Raw genomic sequence first — 17,797 nt, 5'->3', positions numbered from 1 at the left:
GAAGAGCTTCTCAACAACCCGTGGCGACACGGGAACCCCGGTGCAAGCGTTGAACGTCGCGTGTGACGTGCTAACCCCCTACCCCCGCAGTGATAGAGTGAGAAGGCTACTACGCCGCCTAGAGGAGCTCGGCGAAGCCAGTACACTCGAAACAATGAGGGCGCTCGTCGAGGATAGCTTGATGCTGATGGGTGCACAGCTAGCGGTTGGCACTAGGAGCGTAGCAGACCCGCTGCTAGACTGGCACGACCTCCTCCGCCCCTTTGCTGAGGCATGGCGCGGTGTTTGGGTGGACGGCCTCGCACGCTGGTTCGACAACAACTTCTTCTACAGAGTGCCAGTGATCGAGGATCTTCCAGATCCACAGCGCCTAGTGACCCCCGGCAGAGCGGCGGCGATGCGCTCGGTGCTACCAAGCTGGGCGGCTATACGCATAGTGCTGCCGGGCCCTGTGACGTTCACCAGGCTAGCCAAGATACGCGAGGGGCTAGACCCGATCAAGGTAGCGGAGAGGGTTGCCGAGATACTAGCGCTCGAGGCGGAGAAGAGCGTGAAGAACGGCGCAAGCGTGATAGAGGTTCACGAGCCGTTCCTTGGTGACATGGATGCCAGACCCGAGGACGCGGAGGAAGCCGCCCGCCTAGCCAACAAGATATTCGCGCGGATAAAGGACAAAGCCGAGACACGCTTGGTCACATACTACGCGCCGCCTAGGAGAGAGGTGTGGAAGAAGCTAAGCGATGTTAACGCAGACTACGTCATAATAGACTATGTTGATAAGCCTGAGGCTGCGCGCGAAGCGCTAGACGCTTGGACGCCCAGCGGCCTAGGCCTAGGGCTAATCAACGCAAGGAGCATCTACCCGGAGGATGTAGACGCCACTGCTGGCAAAGCAAAGGAGCTGGCCATGAAGTACAAGGTAGAGAAGCTACTAGTCACAACGAGTGCACCACTAGACCTGATACCCCTACGCTATGCGCTCGAAAAGACGAGGATAACGTGCGAGGTAGTGAGGAGAATCGACTAGCCCTCGACGCCGCCGCTCGGAGGTATAACCTCCACGAGTTTTCTGAGAAGCCTCGACATGTCCTCCACAAGTTTATCCGCATCGTCGTAGAGTCTTGTCATGTGCAGCGATGGGTAGTCCGGAAGACTAGTATCAACCTCGTATTTCACATCGCCACCTAGGCCTAGGAGGACACGTAGACCCTGCTCGTACAGCCTAGCATAGTAGTCGACCTCCTCGTCGGTGGCACCCGAGCCCGGCAGCGGCACCGAGACCGTGACAGCATACTTTCCATCCTCCACGCCAACCTCTACGATAATATCGCCTATGTGTATCCTCATCGTCTCCTCGGCCTCGTAGCTATACCCGACCTCCTCCACAACGTCGCGTAGCTTCTTTAACCAGGCCGACACAGCGCGCCACCCCCAGTGACAGTACAGGGAGGATACGGTGAGACGCGCAGGGTGTTTCTAGCCTTACGCTAGGCCACGAGGAGAAGCGAGTGGTGGGGAGCGTGAGAAAAGGCGGGGCGCGGGCCGGGGTGTTGCGAGCCTCTGCTCTTTACCCGCAGATCGGGTAGTCGTCCGGGACCTTAGCCCTGAAGTACTTGCCGGTCTTGGGGCTCTTGAAGAGGCCGATCTTGACGCCCTTCCTGCCTCTTGGTGCTAGCACCCACACCTTGATTGGGACTAGCTCGACCTCCTCGCCGGTGCTAGAGTCGCGGACACGAACGGGCTTGGTGCAGGGCTGCTTCTCCTGGCTCATGGGCCCTCAGCCTCCAGTGAAGGTACGGGGTGCCCATGTATACTTAAGCGTTCTCGCGCCTTGTGCGCGCCCGAAGTCCCCCCATGCGGTATCACTCTAGTATCACCAGGCTCGCAAGCCCCACATACCTGACACTCCGAGCCACACTTGCTGCACCATGTGTAGCCTGACGAGGAGGGGAGAACACCCGGTATGACAGAGTATGACGCTGTACGTTGTGCACGCCCCGCCTAGGGGCGCGTACCCACGGGCATCACTGCCATCGGTAGCTCCCACCTACAGTCTATACCCAGTTCGTTGCACAGCTCGTGATCGTAGAACGCGCCTATCACGACCGTGGCTAGGCCCAACGCCTCGGTAACAAGATACACGTTCTGGACGACAGCCCCAGCATCCAGGTGTATATAGCGGTAGCCGCGCGCCCCATACTTGCTAGCAGTACGCGCGTACACCGCGGTGATTATCAGTGCAAGCGAGCCGTCACCAGCATGCTCCTGATCCAGGCATATGCTGGCTAGCCTATCGCGGGGTATAGGCTCGCCAAGCAGGCACAACTCGTGCCGCTCGGCATCATAGTGGTACAGTCCCGGCTCGAGACCCTCAACGCTCCAGGCGTTAACGTACACCTCGACTGGCTGCAGGCCGCCCGCCGAGGGGTAGGTGCGGAGAGGCCAACCCAGCTCATACCCCCTAACGCCAGCCGCGTAGAAGAGCAGAGTGGAGAGCTGCTCGAGACTCACCGGCATGTCGCCATACTCGCGGCGGCTCTCCCTACGCCGGATAGCCTCAAGGACATCCACACCAGAGGCTCCAAGAGGCTCGGGGAGCCTGACCCTCGCCGCACACGCCAGCCTCTTGAAGAACCCGGGGAACTCCGGCCTAGGCTCACCATAGTACCCCCACCGTTCTATAGCAGTAGACTCCTGGAGAGCCAAACCCGGGTCACGAGTCTCACAGAGGACAGACAAACCCCTCGCGAGCAACCGCGCCTCGGCACGCGACAACACAGAGAAGAGCCTCGAGATACACGAGCACAAACGCTCAACCACACCCAAAACAAGCACCCAACGTTAAACCCGAACCGCCACCCACCTAAGCCCGCAGCACCAGACAACCAAGACCGGTGGATGAGGAGGCTAGACGAATCCCTCACCCGCCGACGTGCACGGCGGGGATGGGGGAACGGACGGGGCCGACACCACAATAAAACACAGCCTTACGGCGTCAAACCCGGCCGACCCGTGGACGCGCGCAAACCGCGGCGGGGGACAAGCCACGAAGGCAAACCCCCGCACAGGTAGGCGCGCGCGACGGGATGACGCCGTTAATTCACCTTTCTGTTTCCAGTTTTCTATCCATGTGAGTCTGTATAGACGCTCGTACAAAACGGAGGCATTCGAAGTGTAGGTAGTGCATAAAGTCGTTCAGCTGCTCTAACACACAAGCATAGAATCTTAGAGTTTAAAGTGCGGATTTTTAAAACAACTTGGTAAAGCCTTATTTTGCGGTTTGTCAAGTATATCTGCTGTGCTTTAGCTTTGCTTCACTTGCATGACGAAGCCACGTAAGCGAGCTGCTATCTCGTGCACTCTTTCACCGTTGCGTGTGCTAAACTTCTTTGAACCTGCTGTTATCTCAAGGATGTACCTGTTCTTCCACCCGTACCATGCTAGGGCTAGTCCTGCTAGCAAGAGTATGACGCCACCGTATGACAAGAATGGAATGCCAAGAAATAGTAGTATGGCGCCAAGCAGGAGCATGTCCCTTTTTCCTTTATAGTGACGACACCGATGTGAGTCAAGAGTACATCATAGGTCTCTGCGCCGCTCACTACTGTCAAAACGTCTATCAGTCACGTAGATCTCTGTTGAGCCTATGCGAGTCTTATATTGTAACCTCTCATCAGGTAAGAGCAACGTCTTCGACATTGTGACACCGAACGTCGGCAGAAGTCTATAGTCTTCTAGCTTGTTGATAGCTACCGTTCAGAAAAGTATATAACGAATTAATAATAGTTGATTAAACATCCTTAACACTCTGGCAATGCTAGTAGTGCTGTTAGAACGGTTATGCGGACGGAATTTTGGGACAATAGCGAGGACAAGTGAAGTGGTGCGGGGGGTGGGATTTGAACCCACGCAGGCCTACGCCAGCGGGTCCTCAGCCCGCCCCCTTTGACCTGGCTCGGGCACCCCCGCAGTTCTCCAACTCATCGCGTCCCATGGAACCAGGGGTTTAAGCTTTCTCTTCGAGTGAGTGCTCACGTCACATCCTTTGATTAAAAGGTTGTGTGGTGTCTGTTGAGCGTTGCAATTTGTTATGCGGCGTTAGGCTGTGTTCGTGGCGTTTCGAGTTGCTCGCGTGGCGTGTATGGCGAGTGTGGCGAGTATCGGCGCTGTTAGTGTTATTGTGATTATGGCTTGTGTGGGGTAGTTCGGCTTTGTGTTGTGGATGGGCGTGGGGGGCTGTATGGGCGGGTCTATTATGGTCACGTTTCCGTCTATTATTGTGACCGTATAGTAGCGTGCCAGTTGGCTTGCCAGTATGCTCCTCATGGAGTCGAGGTGTAGCGGTAGCAGTAGGGTGTTGCGGGTGTTCACGAGTGCCAGGCCCTTGGTGCTAGTGTAGGCGATCGCGTTGCTCCACTTTGCGATGCTTGGGAGTGGCTGTGCTGGCGGCAGGCCGCTGGCGATCTCGGTGCAGTTGTCTTTGTAGGCCTGGTAGAGTTTGGCTTCTCTAGCGTCCGAGGCGAGGATGTAGATACGGTCCTTGGTGCATATTGCGGCGTATCTCCCGGGGTAGACGTTGCTCGCGAGGCACAGTACTCTCAGACTTGACGAGTTGATCGCGGCTATTGCGAGTGTCGAGTTGTTCGTCATGAAGAGTATGAGTGTTGTGGAGCTGCATGTTACGCTGCGGAGTGGTGCGTAGGCGTAGGCTTTAGCGAGTATCCTGTCCCGGCCTGCGACGCGTAGTGTAGAGTCGCTCGTGTTCAGATAGACTAGTGTATCGTTGCTGGCGAGTACAGCGGAGAAAGAATCATCCAGCATCATGCCATCCATGACGACGCGGTAGGACGTGCCGTTGAACAGCGTGTATGCAATGGTTGCGCCGCTGCACGTGGGTAGCATCGCCTCGCCGTGCAGGCTTGCAGCGCCGCCGGGCATGAGCCACAGCCTGCTCGCGCCTCTCACTCTCACGGCGGCCGCGAAGACCGCGCTGGTCTTGCAGACGCCATAGTAGCCTCGTATGTAGGGCGGTAGCTCGTCAAGGTTGAGCGAGTACGAGGCTATGGCCTCGAAACCGTGCTTCCCAGCCTCACGCAGCACGAGCAACTCGTCAGCCTCGTCGTCGACATAGTCGAGTATTATCACCAGCTTCCCTCTACTCGCGACACGCTCGAGAAGCTCCACGACGGTCTCCGTCTCGTTCGGGTCGCAGGGCTCACCGTTACACACGAACACATCCTCGCGCATAACTCCATCTATCAGCGAGACTAACGTGTCGTTCTCGAGCAGCTCTAGACCCGAACCAACGTTTATCAAGACACTAGCGTTCAACGCATGAGCGTAATTCGCGACGACTTGTACGAGTAGTGCCATCATCCTAGTCGCGTTCTCTATGCGTGGCAGAGGGAGGCCATACTCCTCGGGCGAAACCCAGTAGTTGTAGACATCGACGTTATCCAACAGTATACAGTTGAAGCCCTGCCTAACAACGCGCCTCACATACTCGGTTATGATGTCAACCCAGCCTCCTGGCTTCCACGCGGCGCTAGACCAGTACGCGACGAAGTACTCTCCGGGCCACTCGGGGTACTCGACGCTAGTCAGCCAGCTTGGCTTCTCCTCTACCAGCCTCTCCCAGTACCACCTCCACTCCTCGGCAAACCCGACGTTGATATAGGCGCATACGAGCTTGATACGCTCGCGTAGAGTCTCTAGCATCCAGGCCTCCCAGGGCGACCCGAGAGGCCCATAATCCGGGTCAACGATGGCAACGGTAACGTTCTCGGCGCCATAGAGAAGCCAGAAGTCGACGCGATCGTACCAGACCACGGCGTGCGCGTGTGCAACCAACGCCAAGAGCAACAAGAGCATAGAGGCTGTCACTGCGGAGAGGAGAAGCGTGGAGGGTCTAGAGCAGCCGGGGGCCCTACAGCCAGACTGCACGGTGGCCGGCACGGGCGTGCCCCTACGGGAGACTAGCTCGTCGCCATGTAAATAGTCGTGGTGTTGTACCTCTCGGTCTAGCTACATGCGCATAGCCTCATAGTATGGTAGGCCGCTCTTCAGGAGGCGGAGCACCCCCTCTGGTATGAGCGGCTTGCCGTCGACCAGCGGGTACGCGAAGGGAAGCTCGACCTCAACCTCTATGCCCGGCAGCGTCTCTAGCTGCAGTTTGGGATTCACAACCAGGGGCACTTGACTCGGTGTAAGTCCATCCTCGACGCGCAGGTAGACGTAGACCGCCCCGTCTATGCTCAGCTGGTGTGGCCCCAGACTCCTCGCTCTCGCGCCGCTAATCCTCTCGGTGATACACCTTCTCGTCCTGCCGCGCGGCGGATGGTCACCGAGAATGCCACCGACAACAACCACCTCTGCGTCACGCGTGTCACGGGGCTCTAGGAGCTTGTCCGCAGACGGGTCGAGTATTATGACACGCTCGGGGCTAGACCAGAGGACACCGCGAAGCTCCGCCACACTCTCCCTGTAACACCTCGCTAGTCGTGAGAGTTTCTCGCACCACTCGCTCCTCGAGACGTTCGTGAACACGACGCGCTCGCGTCCAGCAAGCCTAACGACATCCTCGTACTCGTAGAGAACCCACCTCGACAAGTGGTCCTCACAGTGCTCGATAACTATGAGGGGTTTCACGCCTCGAGGCCCTAGAGCATCGCGCCGCGGGAGGGGTTTAAACGCGGGGTCGGTGATGGGACTACTCTTCATCGCCCAGTTGGGCTCGCGGAGCCCCCAGAACCTCACCCCCCGTGGCACAGAGGCGTATAGGCACAGCCAGCTTATCAACTCGTGGATGATGCCCGAGCACTAGCGTGCACCAGTTGCGAAGAAGTCGGGCTAGGCGTGTCTACAACGGGAGGGGTGTGTCGAGCAGCGTGTCTAGCCTAGTACCAGTTCAGCTTGTAGCGTAGGACGCCCACGAGACCGCCGAACGTCTTCTTGACCCACTCTGCCTCGGGGAAGTCGTCGGGTAGGAAGTAGACCTTGGTGCCGTACTTCTTAGCCTCCTCTGCCCACGCATCGGCATCCTCCCTATTCTCGTCGACCAGCAGGAACTTGAGAGCGCCCATCTGAAGCGCGTTCTTAACCTCCTTCTCGCCGTAAACCGCAAGGCCGTCATCCTTCGCCAGGTGGTACTTGAACTCCTCGAGGGCCTTCACGAGGTCGATGTACTGCTGCTCTTTGATCACATTCTCTGCCTTCATCACGAGCTCGCGGAGCCCAGCCTCACCCTGATACGCCACATCGAAGAGCTGCCCTACTATCTTCTGGCGTATCCTGTAGTCGAGGTAACCGCTCTCGACAAAGTCCTTCTTGGCGTAGCCCGGCCCGCCGACGATAATCGCCTTGAGTATACCCTTCTCTATCAACGGCAGGAAGTGTTTGGCTGCTGCCTCAGCCACCTCCTTGAAGAACTCGTCTACAGCCTGCTCGATCAGCCTATCGAAACGCCTCTGGCTCTGTCCGCCCTTGTGGTGCTTGCCTGGCACGAAGCCCTCAAGCTCCTCCAGCACCTGGATCCTAGTGCCCTTCAGGAGGCCGATTGTAGCCTGGTCTCTCTCTACTATAATGAGGCCATAGGCTGTCTCGTGCTCGAGCATCTCCTCGAGGAACTCGGTGTGGAACCACTTGTCGGTACGGTAGAAGAAGACTGGCACTGGCTCCGGCGGCGAGAACATAAGGCAGATGAAGTCGCCGGTATTCATATCCTCGCCGCAGAAGATGACAAGACCGTTCTCTGGCACCTTCGTTACCTTCGACAGTCTCTCCATGGCGGATGCTAGTGCGCGCTGAACTGCGTCACGTGTCCTCTTCAACTTGATGTTATCCGTGATAGAGTACTCCTGGCGCAGTAGCGACATCACGTCGCTCACGGGCCTGCCGGGCGGGATGTACAGGCTGAGGAGTACCGTCGCTGGCGCCTTCCACTTCTTCAACTCTCTAATGATCTGTTTCAACGTTTTCTTGTCAACCTTGGGAACTTGGTAGCTCGTGCCCCGTCACCCCTAAAACCCCAGCCCAACCCCAACACCTATATAACCTAGCCCCCATGTCGGTCCCGACCATAACGAGGCATGTGGCTGCAAAGAGCCTACAAGCGTGTGAGACACGGAAAGAACTACGCTAGGTGCCGCACGGTGCCACACGCGCCAAGGAAAACAGTGGTGAGGGCCACGTTGGTGCCTCGGTGTGGGCGGGGCGGTGATCGCGTAGCCGGTTTGTCAACCCTCTGCTAGCATCCTGGCGGTTGTCTTGAGCAGCTTCTTCACTATCTCCCAGCAGCCCTCGCGGTAGCGGAGCGCTATTCCCGACTCGTCTATCGTAGCCTCTATCGCGTTGTACTCTAGCCCGGCGTGTGCAAGGAGGTTACGCAGGTCTATCTGCTCTTTGCACTTCTCGCCCGGCCAGTCGTCACAGTAGATGGGGAAGTGTAGCGCCTCGGGCTTTTCGCAACGGGGTCCATCGCCTCCCCCGCATCTGCACTTTGCAACAGCTCGTATAGTCTCCTCTATCTTGTGTAGCTCGGTTCCCACTATTGTGCGGTATGGTGTGGCTAGTCTACCGGCTATCTCTGACAACTCGTCAATGTAGACGCCGCGGTCCTCTAATGTCTCGAGGTTACAGCAGACGGTGTCGTCGCTTAGGGCTCCCGCGTAGGCCCTCTTGACGTGGCGGACGAGGCTAGCCGCGTAGAGTAGACTACGGAGCCCGGCATAATCCAGACCCACCTCGTGGAACACACGGCACGGCTGCCTCTCTAGCCTGGTGTACCCCCGGAAGTAGTCAATGGCGGTCTTGTAGAGCTCCATGGCGTTATCTACGTCTAGTTCCGAGTCGACCGCAAGGTATGCAGCTGCGAGTGGTAGCCCGTAGAGGGTTACAACCGCGGCCGGGATACCATCCCTCTCGACTAGCATCCTTGCGGGTGTGTTGAGCGTCGTGCCTAGCACGGGGGCCAGCTTGCCAGGCGCAGACGCGAGCTTCACACGGACATTACCGTTGCGCAGCACGGTCTTCACGAGGTCGATGGATGCGCGTAGAGCCGCATACCCCGCATCAACCCTCTCAATGCCCAACACGTGTACCTCGAGGCGAGGTGGCTTGTCGCTACTCCAGCCGACGGGGTAAGGCTCGCTATTAACGAGTACAAGCTCGACAGTCGAACCAGTCGTCAGACTGGCGGCGATGGCGGCGTGGAGCGCAGCCTCTCTAGCCAACACGGGCATATAGTTGATGCCATGGGTGAGGTCTAGCACGAGCCTCACAACTGGAGCCTCGAGAGCAACATCCACGAGCTTCTCGTAGAGAACACGGAGTGTTAGTGCACGGAAAGCGTCTAGAGGTGATGCACCTTCAGCAAACTTCCACTCACACTCCTGGTAGAAGCCGACATTGGGTACAACCTCAACAGATAGCCTCGATAGCCTCTCCCTAATAGCATCCGTGTTGTCCCTCAACCACCCGTAGAGCCATCTAACCACAGCCTCGAGCACATCGCTGTAGCTCCTAGCCTCTCTGAGCGCCTCCCGCGGAGCCACAGTATCAGCGATGAAGATTACCACGTGTTCCGGATTGTAGAACTCTACTAAGGGTTCGAGGGAGGACTTCGCCACCCTGGCTATGCTCGCATCCTTACTCGTAAACACGTACTCGGCTGGGCGCCAAGCCCCCGGGTAGCCCCATACACCAGCTACTATGGTCGGAGCCGGCAAGACCAGAGGACCAGTATTGCTAGGCAAGAGGCTAGGTATAAACCGGAGGCGGGGTCGTTTCGACACCCACAACACCGATATACTGCGTGTGCATCACGGCTAGAGCGTGGCGCGATAGACAGAGAGGTTGTTATTGTTGACGGGGCCGGGCCCCGGCAAGATACGCGTAGAGGCGCGTTTACAGCTCTGCGATAACGGTTCGTGCAGGGAGCTAGACGCGGCGGTGTATATACACGTGCGGGGCTGGAGCCGTGCCAGGGTCACGCACCTAGACGTAGAAGCGCCTCGCCTAGAGGACCTCGTGGGGGGTGCAGGGCGAGGCATCTACGTGAGGGTCGTAGGGGCTCCTCGCGGCATCATAGTAGTCCCCGAGGGTGGCGAATGGCGCCTAGTCATAGAATCGAGTGACCCGACGTTACACGTGCTCTCAGTGGGAGAGTCTTGCATTGGCTTCCTAGGCGGCAAGAGAGGCGGCATCTTCCTGGGACTCCAGTCACCCTACCACAAGAGGCTAGAAAGGCTCGCGGAGGAGCATCACGGTGTTGCACCTCGTGCAGCGAGAAGAAGGTCATAGGTCGATAGCGGCGTTGCACACGCCTAGCTCTACGCGTCTAGTATGAGGGGGTGGAGAGCCTCCCCACACTCCATGACACCCTCTCCGCCAACATTCGACACTATAGCTGCAACCCTACTGTCAAGAGCGGCTAGCGACACTGCAGCAAGCCTCACGAGAGACTCGAGACTCCTGCGAGACTCATAGACCGCAACAACTAGTCTACGAGGCGCATACTCCTCAAGGAGCAGCTTGTAGTGTCTTAGTAGCCTCCCAGCCCATATCTCTTCGAGAAGATCTCTAGGCAAACCCCACGACTCGACGCCCCCGTTGCACCCGCCCCCTAGCAGCACCGGGACGCCCAGCACACCAACACCATCCGTCACCATGGGCTCCTCGTGAAGAGGATGGCCACCCGCCCTCCGAACGACAAGGCTAACCTCACGAAGCACATCCCAGCTTGAGCGCAGCTCGCCGCCCGGTACACTGGCCTCACAGGAACCAGGAACAACGGCGACACCAGCCTCGACACGCTCAACAATCTCGCTCACGACATACTCTAGGAGCCCCAGCTCCGGCCGGGCTATCACATCGCCAAGAAGCAGGATAAGCCCCACACCACGATCACGTAGCATGGTGGTGAGTATATCGAGCCCCCTATCGTCGACAACCTCAGGGTAGCGTAGGCCAGTTACACACGCGATTCTCACAAACGACACCCTATGCTGTTACACCGCTACCGGGATAGAACCATGGTAGAGGATTGGCAGGGCCTCTGGTCTTCCAAGGCGGGCGGCTGGGAGCACAGCCAGTGGATAACCCCATGGGGCCCAGGGTGGTCGGCTAGGCCTCTCATGTCTGGGCCTCGCCCGTTTGGGTGGAGGCCTCTCGCCTAGGATGCGGCCAGGGCATGCCCAGCTGTACCGGCGCCTGTTGCTGTATGAATGGCTGCATCTGGGGTACTGGTGCGGGCTGTTGTAGCTGCTGCTGTTGCTGTGTCTGTGGTTGAGGGTAGGCCGGCCACTGGTGATGCTGCTGCGGGCTAGGTGGTTGCTGGCTCCACTGTTGCCATTGCGGTTGTTGATAGTATTGTGGCGGCGGATATGGTCCGAGTTGTTGTGCTTGTGGCACCGGCTGTATCTGCTGGGGATACGGTTGTTGCACTGGTTGCTGCCATGGAGGCCACGCGGCTTGTACGGCTGGCGCCGGTGGCGTTGCGGGCGGCTGCTGTACCCACTGGTTTGTAAACGCCCTCATGTACTGGTCTCTGATGTCCTCGCGGAGTAAGTGCAAGTAGATCTGCGTGGTCTTGATGTCCTTGTGGCCTAGCAGCCTCTGCACTGCCGGTAGGCTCATGCCCCTCTTCAACGCCTCTGTAGCGAACGTGTGGCGCAGGACGTGTGGCCTAACCTTCTCTGGGTCTATGCCAGCCCTCCTAGCGAGACTCTTGAGCCTCTTATACAGCCCGGAGTAGCTTATGCCGAGCAGAGGGTCGTCGGGGCCCAGGTGAGGGTTCTCCTCCAGCCACTTGGCTAGCGCCGCTGCAGTCAAGTCGCCATAGAAGACCGTGCGCTCCTCGCCGTACTTCGCGTTCCTCACGCGGATCTCGCGACGGACGGGATCGATATCGCGCAACCGGAGCGAGATAGCCTCTTGTGCACGTAGACCAGTTTCCAGCAGCAAGGCGAGTATGAGGATATCCAGGGTATCCCTCGCCGCCGACAATAGCCGGAGTATCTCCTCCTCGGTGAGAGCCTCTACCTCGCGCCCACGAGGCTTGGCGACCACCGGCACCTTCACCGGGAGCCCTAGCCACTCGAAGAAGCCCCTGAGGAAGAGGGTGTAGTAGTGGAGAGTGGCTTGCCTCAACCTCCTCTCCTCAAACGGGTCGAGACGCTTCGAGCGGTTCCTCCTCTTCCTCGGGAACCCATTGCGTAGCCTCTCAGCCCTCCACCTCAGCACATCCTCCTGTGTCACCTCACGAAGCGGCTTATCACCGATAAACTCGAGGAAGTCGGTGATAGCAGACCTATAGGCCTTCACAGTCTTCTCACTCGCGCCAGCCGCCCGAAGAGCCTCAAGGAACAACTCGAGTATCTCATCATTGCTACGCTCTAGTATACCGGGCGGCGGCGGGTCAAGCTCAAACCGCACCAAGATACAACATCCAAGTCATATCTCCATGGCTTCCGCTCACGCCCCCAACGCCCCCCTAACACGCGAGTATTCCCCCGTTCACACCCTCCCAGACAACCAAACAGCCGAGACACAAAGCGCGTGGCCACATCGTCACTAGCAGGATTCGCCGCTACGCTACGCCCGGCTAGGAGGGCGAGGGTATGACGAGCCTTGCAGCGTGCCGGTGATAAGCCAGAGTTTCTCGACAAACCGGCTGGGGCCTGGGCCCGTCGCCCGGCTTACACCGGCGCGCGCCGGGTTTGACGGGATGAGGCCGGGTGTGCCCGGGGGTTCGGATAGGCCTCCTCTCGACCCGAGCAGCGCTTGGGGCTAGAGGGGTGGGCTCCAACCCTCTCTACGGAGGATCTCCACGACCTCCTCGTCCTCGAGGTCCCTCCACTCCAGGTAGGCATCTGCAACAGCAAAGTAGAGGCCTCCACGTAGATTAACAACAGCCACGCTATCGGCATGCTCCGCGACTCTACTAGTGCCGTCTAGGCTCCCCGTGGGCGCCGCCACGTAGATCCTGGTGGCGGCGAGGTTGCGGAGGAATCTCACGGCGGCTATCATCGTCCAGCCTGCAGCTATGCCGTCATCAACGACTAGTACGGTCTCACCCTCGAGCCTTGGGTATCTCGTTGTGCCGCGGAGCTTCTCTAGCCTCTCGCGCACCTTCTCCCAAGCGGCTTCAGCCTGTCTCGCGACAACCTCGTCGCCCAGCTCAGAGGCGGCTGACGCGTCCACAATCGGCCTACCATCGGGCGCCACCGCGCCGAAGCCAGCCTCGGTAGTCCACGGGTACGTGACCTTCTTGACAACTATGAGGTCGAAACGGGCGCCCAGCACCTTGGCAACCTGGAGGCCTACAGGCACGCCGCCCGCGGGTATAGCGTAAACCCACGAGGGCTTCTCCCAGACGCCCCTCTCCACGAGCATCGACACGAGCCCGGCTAGCACCTCGCCAGCGTGCCAGCGGTCACGAAACACCGGGGCTCTCCACGACCAATCGTCACAGTAGAAGATGCGGCCCTGCAACGTCTCCAGTTTACAATCGAAGCTCAACTAGGCCCCCAGTATCATGCACTCAACCCAGTATATCAAGGTATATCAAGAAAGCTTGGTCGCCAGCCGTGCCCCCGAAGAGATCCAGCCAGTGCTCCCATCTCTCAACTCTGCTCGGGGGCTAACCCACGCCACGGTTATGCGCGTGGAGCGTTGTTGAGCGTTATCTGGCTCTAGTGGGGCGTGCATCATTGTTTCTCCGGGCTGGCTGCTGGGGGACCCTGGGAACTCGCTTTGCCGCTCGAGAGGCTTGACCTCAGGAATGGTGGTGTGCTCTACCTTGACAGGGTTCCCGGCGAGGAGACTATCGCGTTGGCTGTTGGGTTCCGGGTAGGGTCGGCGACGGAGCCGCCTGACAAGAGGGGATTAGCGCACCTCACTGAACACATGTTGTTCCGTAGCAACGAGAGGTACACGTATCGAGATATTGACCGTGGCTTCGAGCTTAGTGGTGGAGAGTCGAACGCCTACACTAGCCGCGATGCCGTAGTACTCGTGTTCGAATCGCTCCGTGAGAGCTTCACGAGGGTACTGGATATCGTCAAGTGGATGTTGATCGGTAAGCGTGTGGACCCCAAGGAGTTCGAGATGGAGAAGAGTGTGGTGCTCCAGGAGATAGCCGAGGCCGAGAGTAACCCACGTGAACGCATCTATGACCTCGTGTTCACAGCCCTCTATGGTAGGAGCGACCTGGGCGACCCTATACACGGCTACCGGGAGACAGTAGAGCCCCTCGAGCCAAGTGATATCGTGTGGTTCAAGGAGTGTTTCTTCACGGGTAGGCTGCTCGTCGCCGTTCTATCCGGGGGCTTCAGCCGCGAGCACGTGGAGGCCGTCAAGGCGCTCCTCGAGATGTTCGAGGAAGAACCGTGCAGCATTAGGAGCCCATCTCGCGGCGAGCCTCGGGATATAACCGAGGAGTCTAGCGAGGCGAAACACGCGTATGTCGCGCTCGGTCTAGAGGTAGAGGGTAGTGACGAGGTACTCTCGGCAGCTAAGTTCATGCTGGGTGAGGGTGCGACTAGCATACTCTTCGAGAAGCTTCGTAGCGAGAAGGGGCTAGTCTACAGCTATGGCGTGGTCTACGATGCGACCCCTTGGACGAAGAGCCTTGCCGTTATACTCGAGGGGGTGGAGCCGAGCCGCGTCGACGAGGCCCTCTCCGAGCTATGGGGGTGTATAGAGGCGTTGGATAACGGGGACGAGGAGTATGTCGAGGGTAGGAAGAGGTACTTCCGCTTCATAACAAGACCATCCAAGATATCGATGTACACGAGGGCCTTGACGAGCGTATACCTGGCTATGAGGGGTTCTCCTCTCAGCTTCGAGGAGAGGAGGGAGAGGCTCCTGGCTCTCGACTGGCGTCGCTTAAAACCCCGGGTGTTGGCGAGAGCCTCTGTAGTGATAAGGCCGGGGGCCTAGCTGTTGCTAGGCGCGCTCGTATACAGCGTTGAAGAGCAAGTTGCGAGCCTGTTGCCGGTAGTGGCGAGGTATGTAGCAGCGGCACTAGTCTTCATCATCGGTCTTGTCATAGCTGTTATCGCGAGGAAGGCTGCCGAGAGGAGCTTCCTACGCGCTATGCCCAGGGACGTGGCTAACATAGTTGAGAAGCTCATATACTACGGTATAGTTGCGCTCGCCGCCGTGTCGGCCCTATCTGTGGCAGGTGTGGAGGCCACGGGCTTCCTCGTCGCTGGTAGCATTGTGGGCGTCGCGCTAGGCTTCGCCTCGCAAACCGTTGTGTCCAACTTCCTCTCCGGCATCTTCCTCTACATAGACAAGCCGTTCAAACCGGGCGATGCGGTCGAGATAGACGGTATAGGAGGAGTGATAACGGACATCACGATATTCTCGACAAGGATACGCACATGGGATGGGATACACACGAGGCTCCCGAACAGCAAGGTATTCGAGGCGACGATAAGGAACTATGTTGGTAATGTCGTTAGGCGTGTAGAGTACCGTGTGGGCATATCCTACAGTGCGGACATAAACAAGGCTATCGAGGTGATACGCAGGGTGCTCGAGGAGCATCCGCTTGTGCTCGCCGAGCCGGAGCCCATGGTGTTCGTAGAGGACCTCGGGGATAGCGCTGTGATACTCAACGTTAGGTTCTGGGCGCCATCCAGCCACTGGTTCCAGGCTAAAGCCGAGCTACTGAAGCTGATCAAGGAGGCTCTCGACCGTGAGGGTATAGAGATCCCGTTCCCGCAGCGTGTAGTATGGCTGCGGGGCGTAGAGCGTGCAGAGGTTATCGTCTCTCGAGAAAAGCGCACCGGAAGCGAAGATAGTGCGTGAGGCTTTCAACACAGTCCTCCGCCCTTGGAGCAGCTTGAGAGTCAAAGAGATTGTCCATGGTCTTCACTATGGTGTGGTTGTCTCCGAGGGAGGGTTCGTAGGCCTCTACTATACGCATACGTGGGAGAACCCGGGGCCAGCCGCCGACCTAGAAGGGAGGGCGTTGAGCTACGCTTGGAGGGTGCTCGCAGACCCCCTGGCGACGCTAGGCTCTAGGGCAGCGGCCTGGGGGATGGTCGCAGCCGCGACAACTGCATGGATAGATGCTAGTGTCTCGCCGGTTAACCCGGTGAGTGACGAGGTAGAGGCAATCGGGATACATAGTGGTATGAGCGTGGCTCTCATAGGCTTCATAGAGCCGCTTGCCCGTCGCCTGGTAGAGCACGGCGCCAAGGTCACAGCCTTCGATCGTAACCCCTCAAGCCGCAAGTGGGGCTGCAAGAACAGCGAGACGCCAGTCCTCCCCGACACATACGCGCTACCACTCATAGAAGAGGGCGCCTTCGACGCACTGATAGTATCAGGGTCAGCGCTTGCACATCCCGGCGTAGCCGCGAAGCTAGCAAACACGGCTAGAGAAGCCGGGACAGCAATACGCGTCCTCCTAGGGCCATCTGCAGGCATACACCCGTGGATATGCGCTAAGCTTGGCTTCACGCACGTAGCCGGCAGCCACGCACCAAGAGAGACTAGAGAGAAGCTCGTAGCCATGGTGAAGGCGGGCTACGGATACAGGAGGTTCAAACACCTCCTCGTCAAGTGGGTGGTTGAGTGTACCGGGGTCAGCTAACTCCGGGCTCTTCACAGCCAACGCGGCTCAACACGATAGGGGGGCCTTATCATCACACCCAACAGCTAATGGCGGCGGTCCGCGTAGCTCAGCCTCAGCACGATAGGCACCAGCAACTCAGCCCGGTCTTCCTCGCCACACCGCCGCCGTTACCGGATAACACCCAAACCAGCCCCCTTAAACCCAGATGCTCTGTGCAAACGTGCTGGCCCAGGATCCTCAAGACCTATATCGAGACAGAGCTACACGTTATCTTGTACCATGCTCTCATGAGGCTGGGTTGTGAGGCAGTGGCTGCTGTCGATAGCTTTGTACGCGCCCGTTGCAGAGAGTATAACCTCCTCTACGTCAACCATTACACCGGATGCCCGCGTTGAGCATCGGAGGCGTAGAGCAGACGGTGCGCGGCTACACCCTACACCGGAGGAGGCTCTCGGCGCTACTCTACCTCGCGACGGGCGCCGAGGAGAGGGGCCGAGGCAGGGAGGCACTCGAGACCCTCGAGAAGCTCGCGGGCGAGGAGGTTGACAGGGAGACACGCAAGGCGCTCCTAGAGAGCAGGTTGCCTCCAGACGAGGATGGTAGATAGGAGTCCGTCAACCGGCCTCTAAGAGTGTCCCGCCCTGCCAACGTCCAACATCAATGCGAATGCGTATATCCTACGAGGCTGGGGCCCACATCTTCGTTTCCATAGGCCTAGGAGGGCTAGCGCCACCGCCGCTACGCCGAAGCACGCGACTATCGCTATGAGGCCTAGGATCCATCTTGGGCTCTGCGGGTCTCTCAGGGAAGCGTTCACCACCAGCCCATGATCGTGGCTATCAGGGCGGCCAGGCCTATCGCTACTAGGCCTGCACCGAAGAGGGCGACTAGCAGCGGGTAGGCCTTGGCAGGGTCTCGCATTAGCCTCTCCCATAGTCTCTCTGCAGCCAGGAAGCTATATGCGGATGCCGTTACGAGCGTGGCCGCGGACCATACGGCTGCAGCAACCATAACAAGCCTGAGATTCCTGATAAGCGACGCTGCGGTGAAGAACACGCCAGCTAACCCAGCCGCCGCGCCGAGGGCTACCCTAGCCCTCTCCTCTAGGGTCTTGACGCGCTCGAGGTAGACCCGTGTCTTGTCTCGTTCCTCCCCGGCCACGCCCCTGCCACCGTGTAGCGTATGCCACAATAGCGTTTAATAAGCGTC

20 protein-coding genes and 1 tRNA gene are annotated in these 17,797 nt (G+C 58.7%); 7 read left to right on the top strand and 14 right to left on the bottom strand.

What is annotated here, in order from left to right; genetic code table 11:
• The first annotated feature begins 49 nt into the window (after positions 1-49).
• Positions 50-1,027 carry a uroporphyrinogen decarboxylase/cobalamine-independent methonine synthase family protein gene (locus PYRFU_RS09465; protein ID WP_048192068.1) on the top strand — a complete coding sequence of 326 codons (978 nt, stop codon included), beginning with the start codon at positions 50-52 and terminating at the stop codon, positions 1,025-1,027.
• Here PYRFU_RS09465 and PYRFU_RS09460 read toward each other — a convergent pair.
• From PYRFU_RS09460 to PYRFU_RS09420, 9 genes are all read right to left on the bottom strand, one after another.
• Positions 1,024-1,419 (bottom strand): hypothetical protein, encoded by a 396-nt coding sequence (locus tag PYRFU_RS09460; RefSeq protein ID WP_014027455.1) that lies wholly within the window; start codon positions 1,417-1,419, stop codon positions 1,024-1,026. The genes PYRFU_RS09465 and PYRFU_RS09460 overlap by 4 nt on opposite strands.
• Before the next feature lie 148 nt (positions 1,420-1,567).
• Positions 1,568-1,771 carry a chromatin protein Cren7 gene (locus PYRFU_RS09455; RefSeq protein ID WP_014027454.1) on the bottom strand — a complete coding sequence of 68 codons (204 nt, stop codon included), beginning with the start codon at positions 1,769-1,771 and terminating at the stop codon, positions 1,568-1,570.
• Positions 1,772-2,001: 230 nt separating this feature from the next.
• Positions 2,002-2,820, bottom strand: a complete 819-nt coding sequence (locus tag PYRFU_RS09450) for a SagB/ThcOx family dehydrogenase (RefSeq protein WP_244403944.1) — start codon at positions 2,818-2,820, stop codon at positions 2,002-2,004.
• A gap of 483 nt (positions 2,821-3,303) precedes the next feature.
• Positions 3,304-3,531 (bottom strand): hypothetical protein, encoded by a 228-nt coding sequence (locus PYRFU_RS09445; RefSeq protein WP_014027452.1) that lies wholly within the window; start codon positions 3,529-3,531, stop codon positions 3,304-3,306.
• Positions 3,532-3,881: 350 nt separating this feature from the next.
• Positions 3,882-3,969: transfer RNA gene (locus PYRFU_RS09440), tRNA-Leu, on the bottom strand.
• A 129-nt stretch (positions 3,970-4,098) separates the two neighbouring features.
• Positions 4,099-5,955 carry a glycoside hydrolase family 191 protein gene (locus PYRFU_RS09435; RefSeq protein WP_167827930.1) on the bottom strand — a complete coding sequence of 619 codons (1,857 nt, stop codon included), beginning with the start codon at positions 5,953-5,955 and terminating at the stop codon, positions 4,099-4,101.
• Between the two features lie 69 nt (positions 5,956-6,024).
• Entirely contained in the window at positions 6,025-6,798 is a 774-nt protein-coding gene (locus PYRFU_RS09430; RefSeq protein WP_014027450.1) for an SAM-dependent methyltransferase, read from the bottom strand.
• A gap of 98 nt (positions 6,799-6,896) precedes the next feature.
• Entirely contained in the window at positions 6,897-7,970 is a 1,074-nt protein-coding gene (prf1, locus tag PYRFU_RS09425; RefSeq protein WP_014027449.1) for a peptide chain release factor aRF-1, read from the bottom strand.
• 264 nt (positions 7,971-8,234) lie between these two features.
• On the bottom strand, positions 8,235-9,791 hold the full coding sequence (locus PYRFU_RS09420) for a CRISPR-associated DxTHG motif protein (RefSeq protein ID WP_167827929.1): 1,557 nt from the start codon (positions 9,789-9,791) through the stop codon (positions 8,235-8,237).
• A gap of 70 nt (positions 9,792-9,861) precedes the next feature.
• On the opposite strand from PYRFU_RS09420, the gene PYRFU_RS09415 reads away from it, so the two are divergent.
• Complete coding sequence (locus tag PYRFU_RS09415; protein ID WP_048192061.1) at positions 9,862-10,299, top strand: hypothetical protein; 438 nt, start codon at positions 9,862-9,864, stop codon at positions 10,297-10,299.
• Between the two features lie 29 nt (positions 10,300-10,328).
• Here the strand turns inward: PYRFU_RS09415 and PYRFU_RS09410 are convergent, their stop codons facing one another.
• The 3 genes from PYRFU_RS09410 to PYRFU_RS09400 form a co-directional block, all read right to left on the bottom strand.
• Positions 10,329-10,988 (bottom strand): hypothetical protein, encoded by a 660-nt coding sequence (locus tag PYRFU_RS09410; RefSeq protein WP_014027446.1) that lies wholly within the window; start codon positions 10,986-10,988, stop codon positions 10,329-10,331.
• Positions 10,989-11,130: 142 nt separating this feature from the next.
• The gene (gene xerA / locus PYRFU_RS09405) at positions 11,131-12,432 is read right to left on the bottom strand and encodes a site-specific tyrosine recombinase/integron integrase (RefSeq protein ID WP_244403943.1); all 1,302 of its coding nucleotides are present in this window, start codon (positions 12,430-12,432) and stop codon (positions 11,131-11,133) included.
• 354 nt (positions 12,433-12,786) lie between these two features.
• Entirely contained in the window at positions 12,787-13,518 is a 732-nt protein-coding gene (locus tag PYRFU_RS09400; protein WP_014027444.1) for a phosphoribosyltransferase, read from the bottom strand.
• 234 nt (positions 13,519-13,752) lie between these two features.
• Between PYRFU_RS09400 and PYRFU_RS09395 the strand changes: the two genes are divergently transcribed.
• The 5 genes from PYRFU_RS09395 to PYRFU_RS09380 all read left to right on the top strand — a co-directional run bounded on the left by PYRFU_RS09395 (position 13,753) and on the right by PYRFU_RS09380 (position 17,195).
• The gene (locus PYRFU_RS09395) at positions 13,753-14,940 is read left to right on the top strand and encodes a M16 family metallopeptidase (protein WP_014027443.1); all 1,188 of its coding nucleotides are present in this window, start codon (positions 13,753-13,755) and stop codon (positions 14,938-14,940) included.
• A gap of 3 nt (positions 14,941-14,943) precedes the next feature.
• Positions 14,944-15,816 carry a mechanosensitive ion channel family protein gene (locus tag PYRFU_RS09390; protein WP_014027442.1) on the top strand — a complete coding sequence of 291 codons (873 nt, stop codon included), beginning with the start codon at positions 14,944-14,946 and terminating at the stop codon, positions 15,814-15,816.
• A complete protein-coding gene (locus tag PYRFU_RS09385; RefSeq protein WP_014027441.1) occupies positions 15,761-16,606 on the top strand; it encodes a Rossmann-like domain-containing protein in 846 nt (281 codons plus the stop codon). Before PYRFU_RS09390 ends, PYRFU_RS09385 begins: the two co-directional genes overlap by 56 nt.
• 194 nt (positions 16,607-16,800) lie before the next feature.
• The gene (locus PYRFU_RS10595; RefSeq protein ID WP_167827928.1) at positions 16,801-16,983 is read left to right on the top strand and encodes a hypothetical protein; all 183 of its coding nucleotides are present in this window, start codon (positions 16,801-16,803) and stop codon (positions 16,981-16,983) included.
• The gene (locus PYRFU_RS09380) at positions 16,980-17,195 is read left to right on the top strand and encodes a hypothetical protein (protein WP_014027439.1); all 216 of its coding nucleotides are present in this window, start codon (positions 16,980-16,982) and stop codon (positions 17,193-17,195) included. The genes PYRFU_RS10595 and PYRFU_RS09380 overlap by 4 nt, the downstream gene beginning before the upstream one ends.
• 18 nt (positions 17,196-17,213) lie before the next feature.
• On the opposite strand, the gene PYRFU_RS09375 is transcribed toward PYRFU_RS09380, so the two are convergent.
• Positions 17,214-17,405 carry a hypothetical protein gene (locus tag PYRFU_RS09375; protein ID WP_014027438.1) on the bottom strand — a complete coding sequence of 64 codons (192 nt, stop codon included), beginning with the start codon at positions 17,403-17,405 and terminating at the stop codon, positions 17,214-17,216.
• Positions 17,402-17,749: a hypothetical protein gene (locus tag PYRFU_RS09370; protein ID WP_014027437.1), complete on the bottom strand. Its 348-nt coding sequence runs from the start codon at positions 17,747-17,749 to the stop codon at positions 17,402-17,404. Before PYRFU_RS09370 ends, PYRFU_RS09375 begins: the two co-directional genes overlap by 4 nt.
• Positions 17,750-17,797: the final 48 nt, after the last annotated feature.

This window comes from Pyrolobus fumarii 1A (assembly GCF_000223395.1).
GTDB lineage: Archaea > Thermoproteota > Thermoprotei_A > Sulfolobales > Pyrodictiaceae > Pyrolobus > Pyrolobus fumarii.
This window is presented reverse-complemented; position numbering and strand designations above follow the sequence as displayed.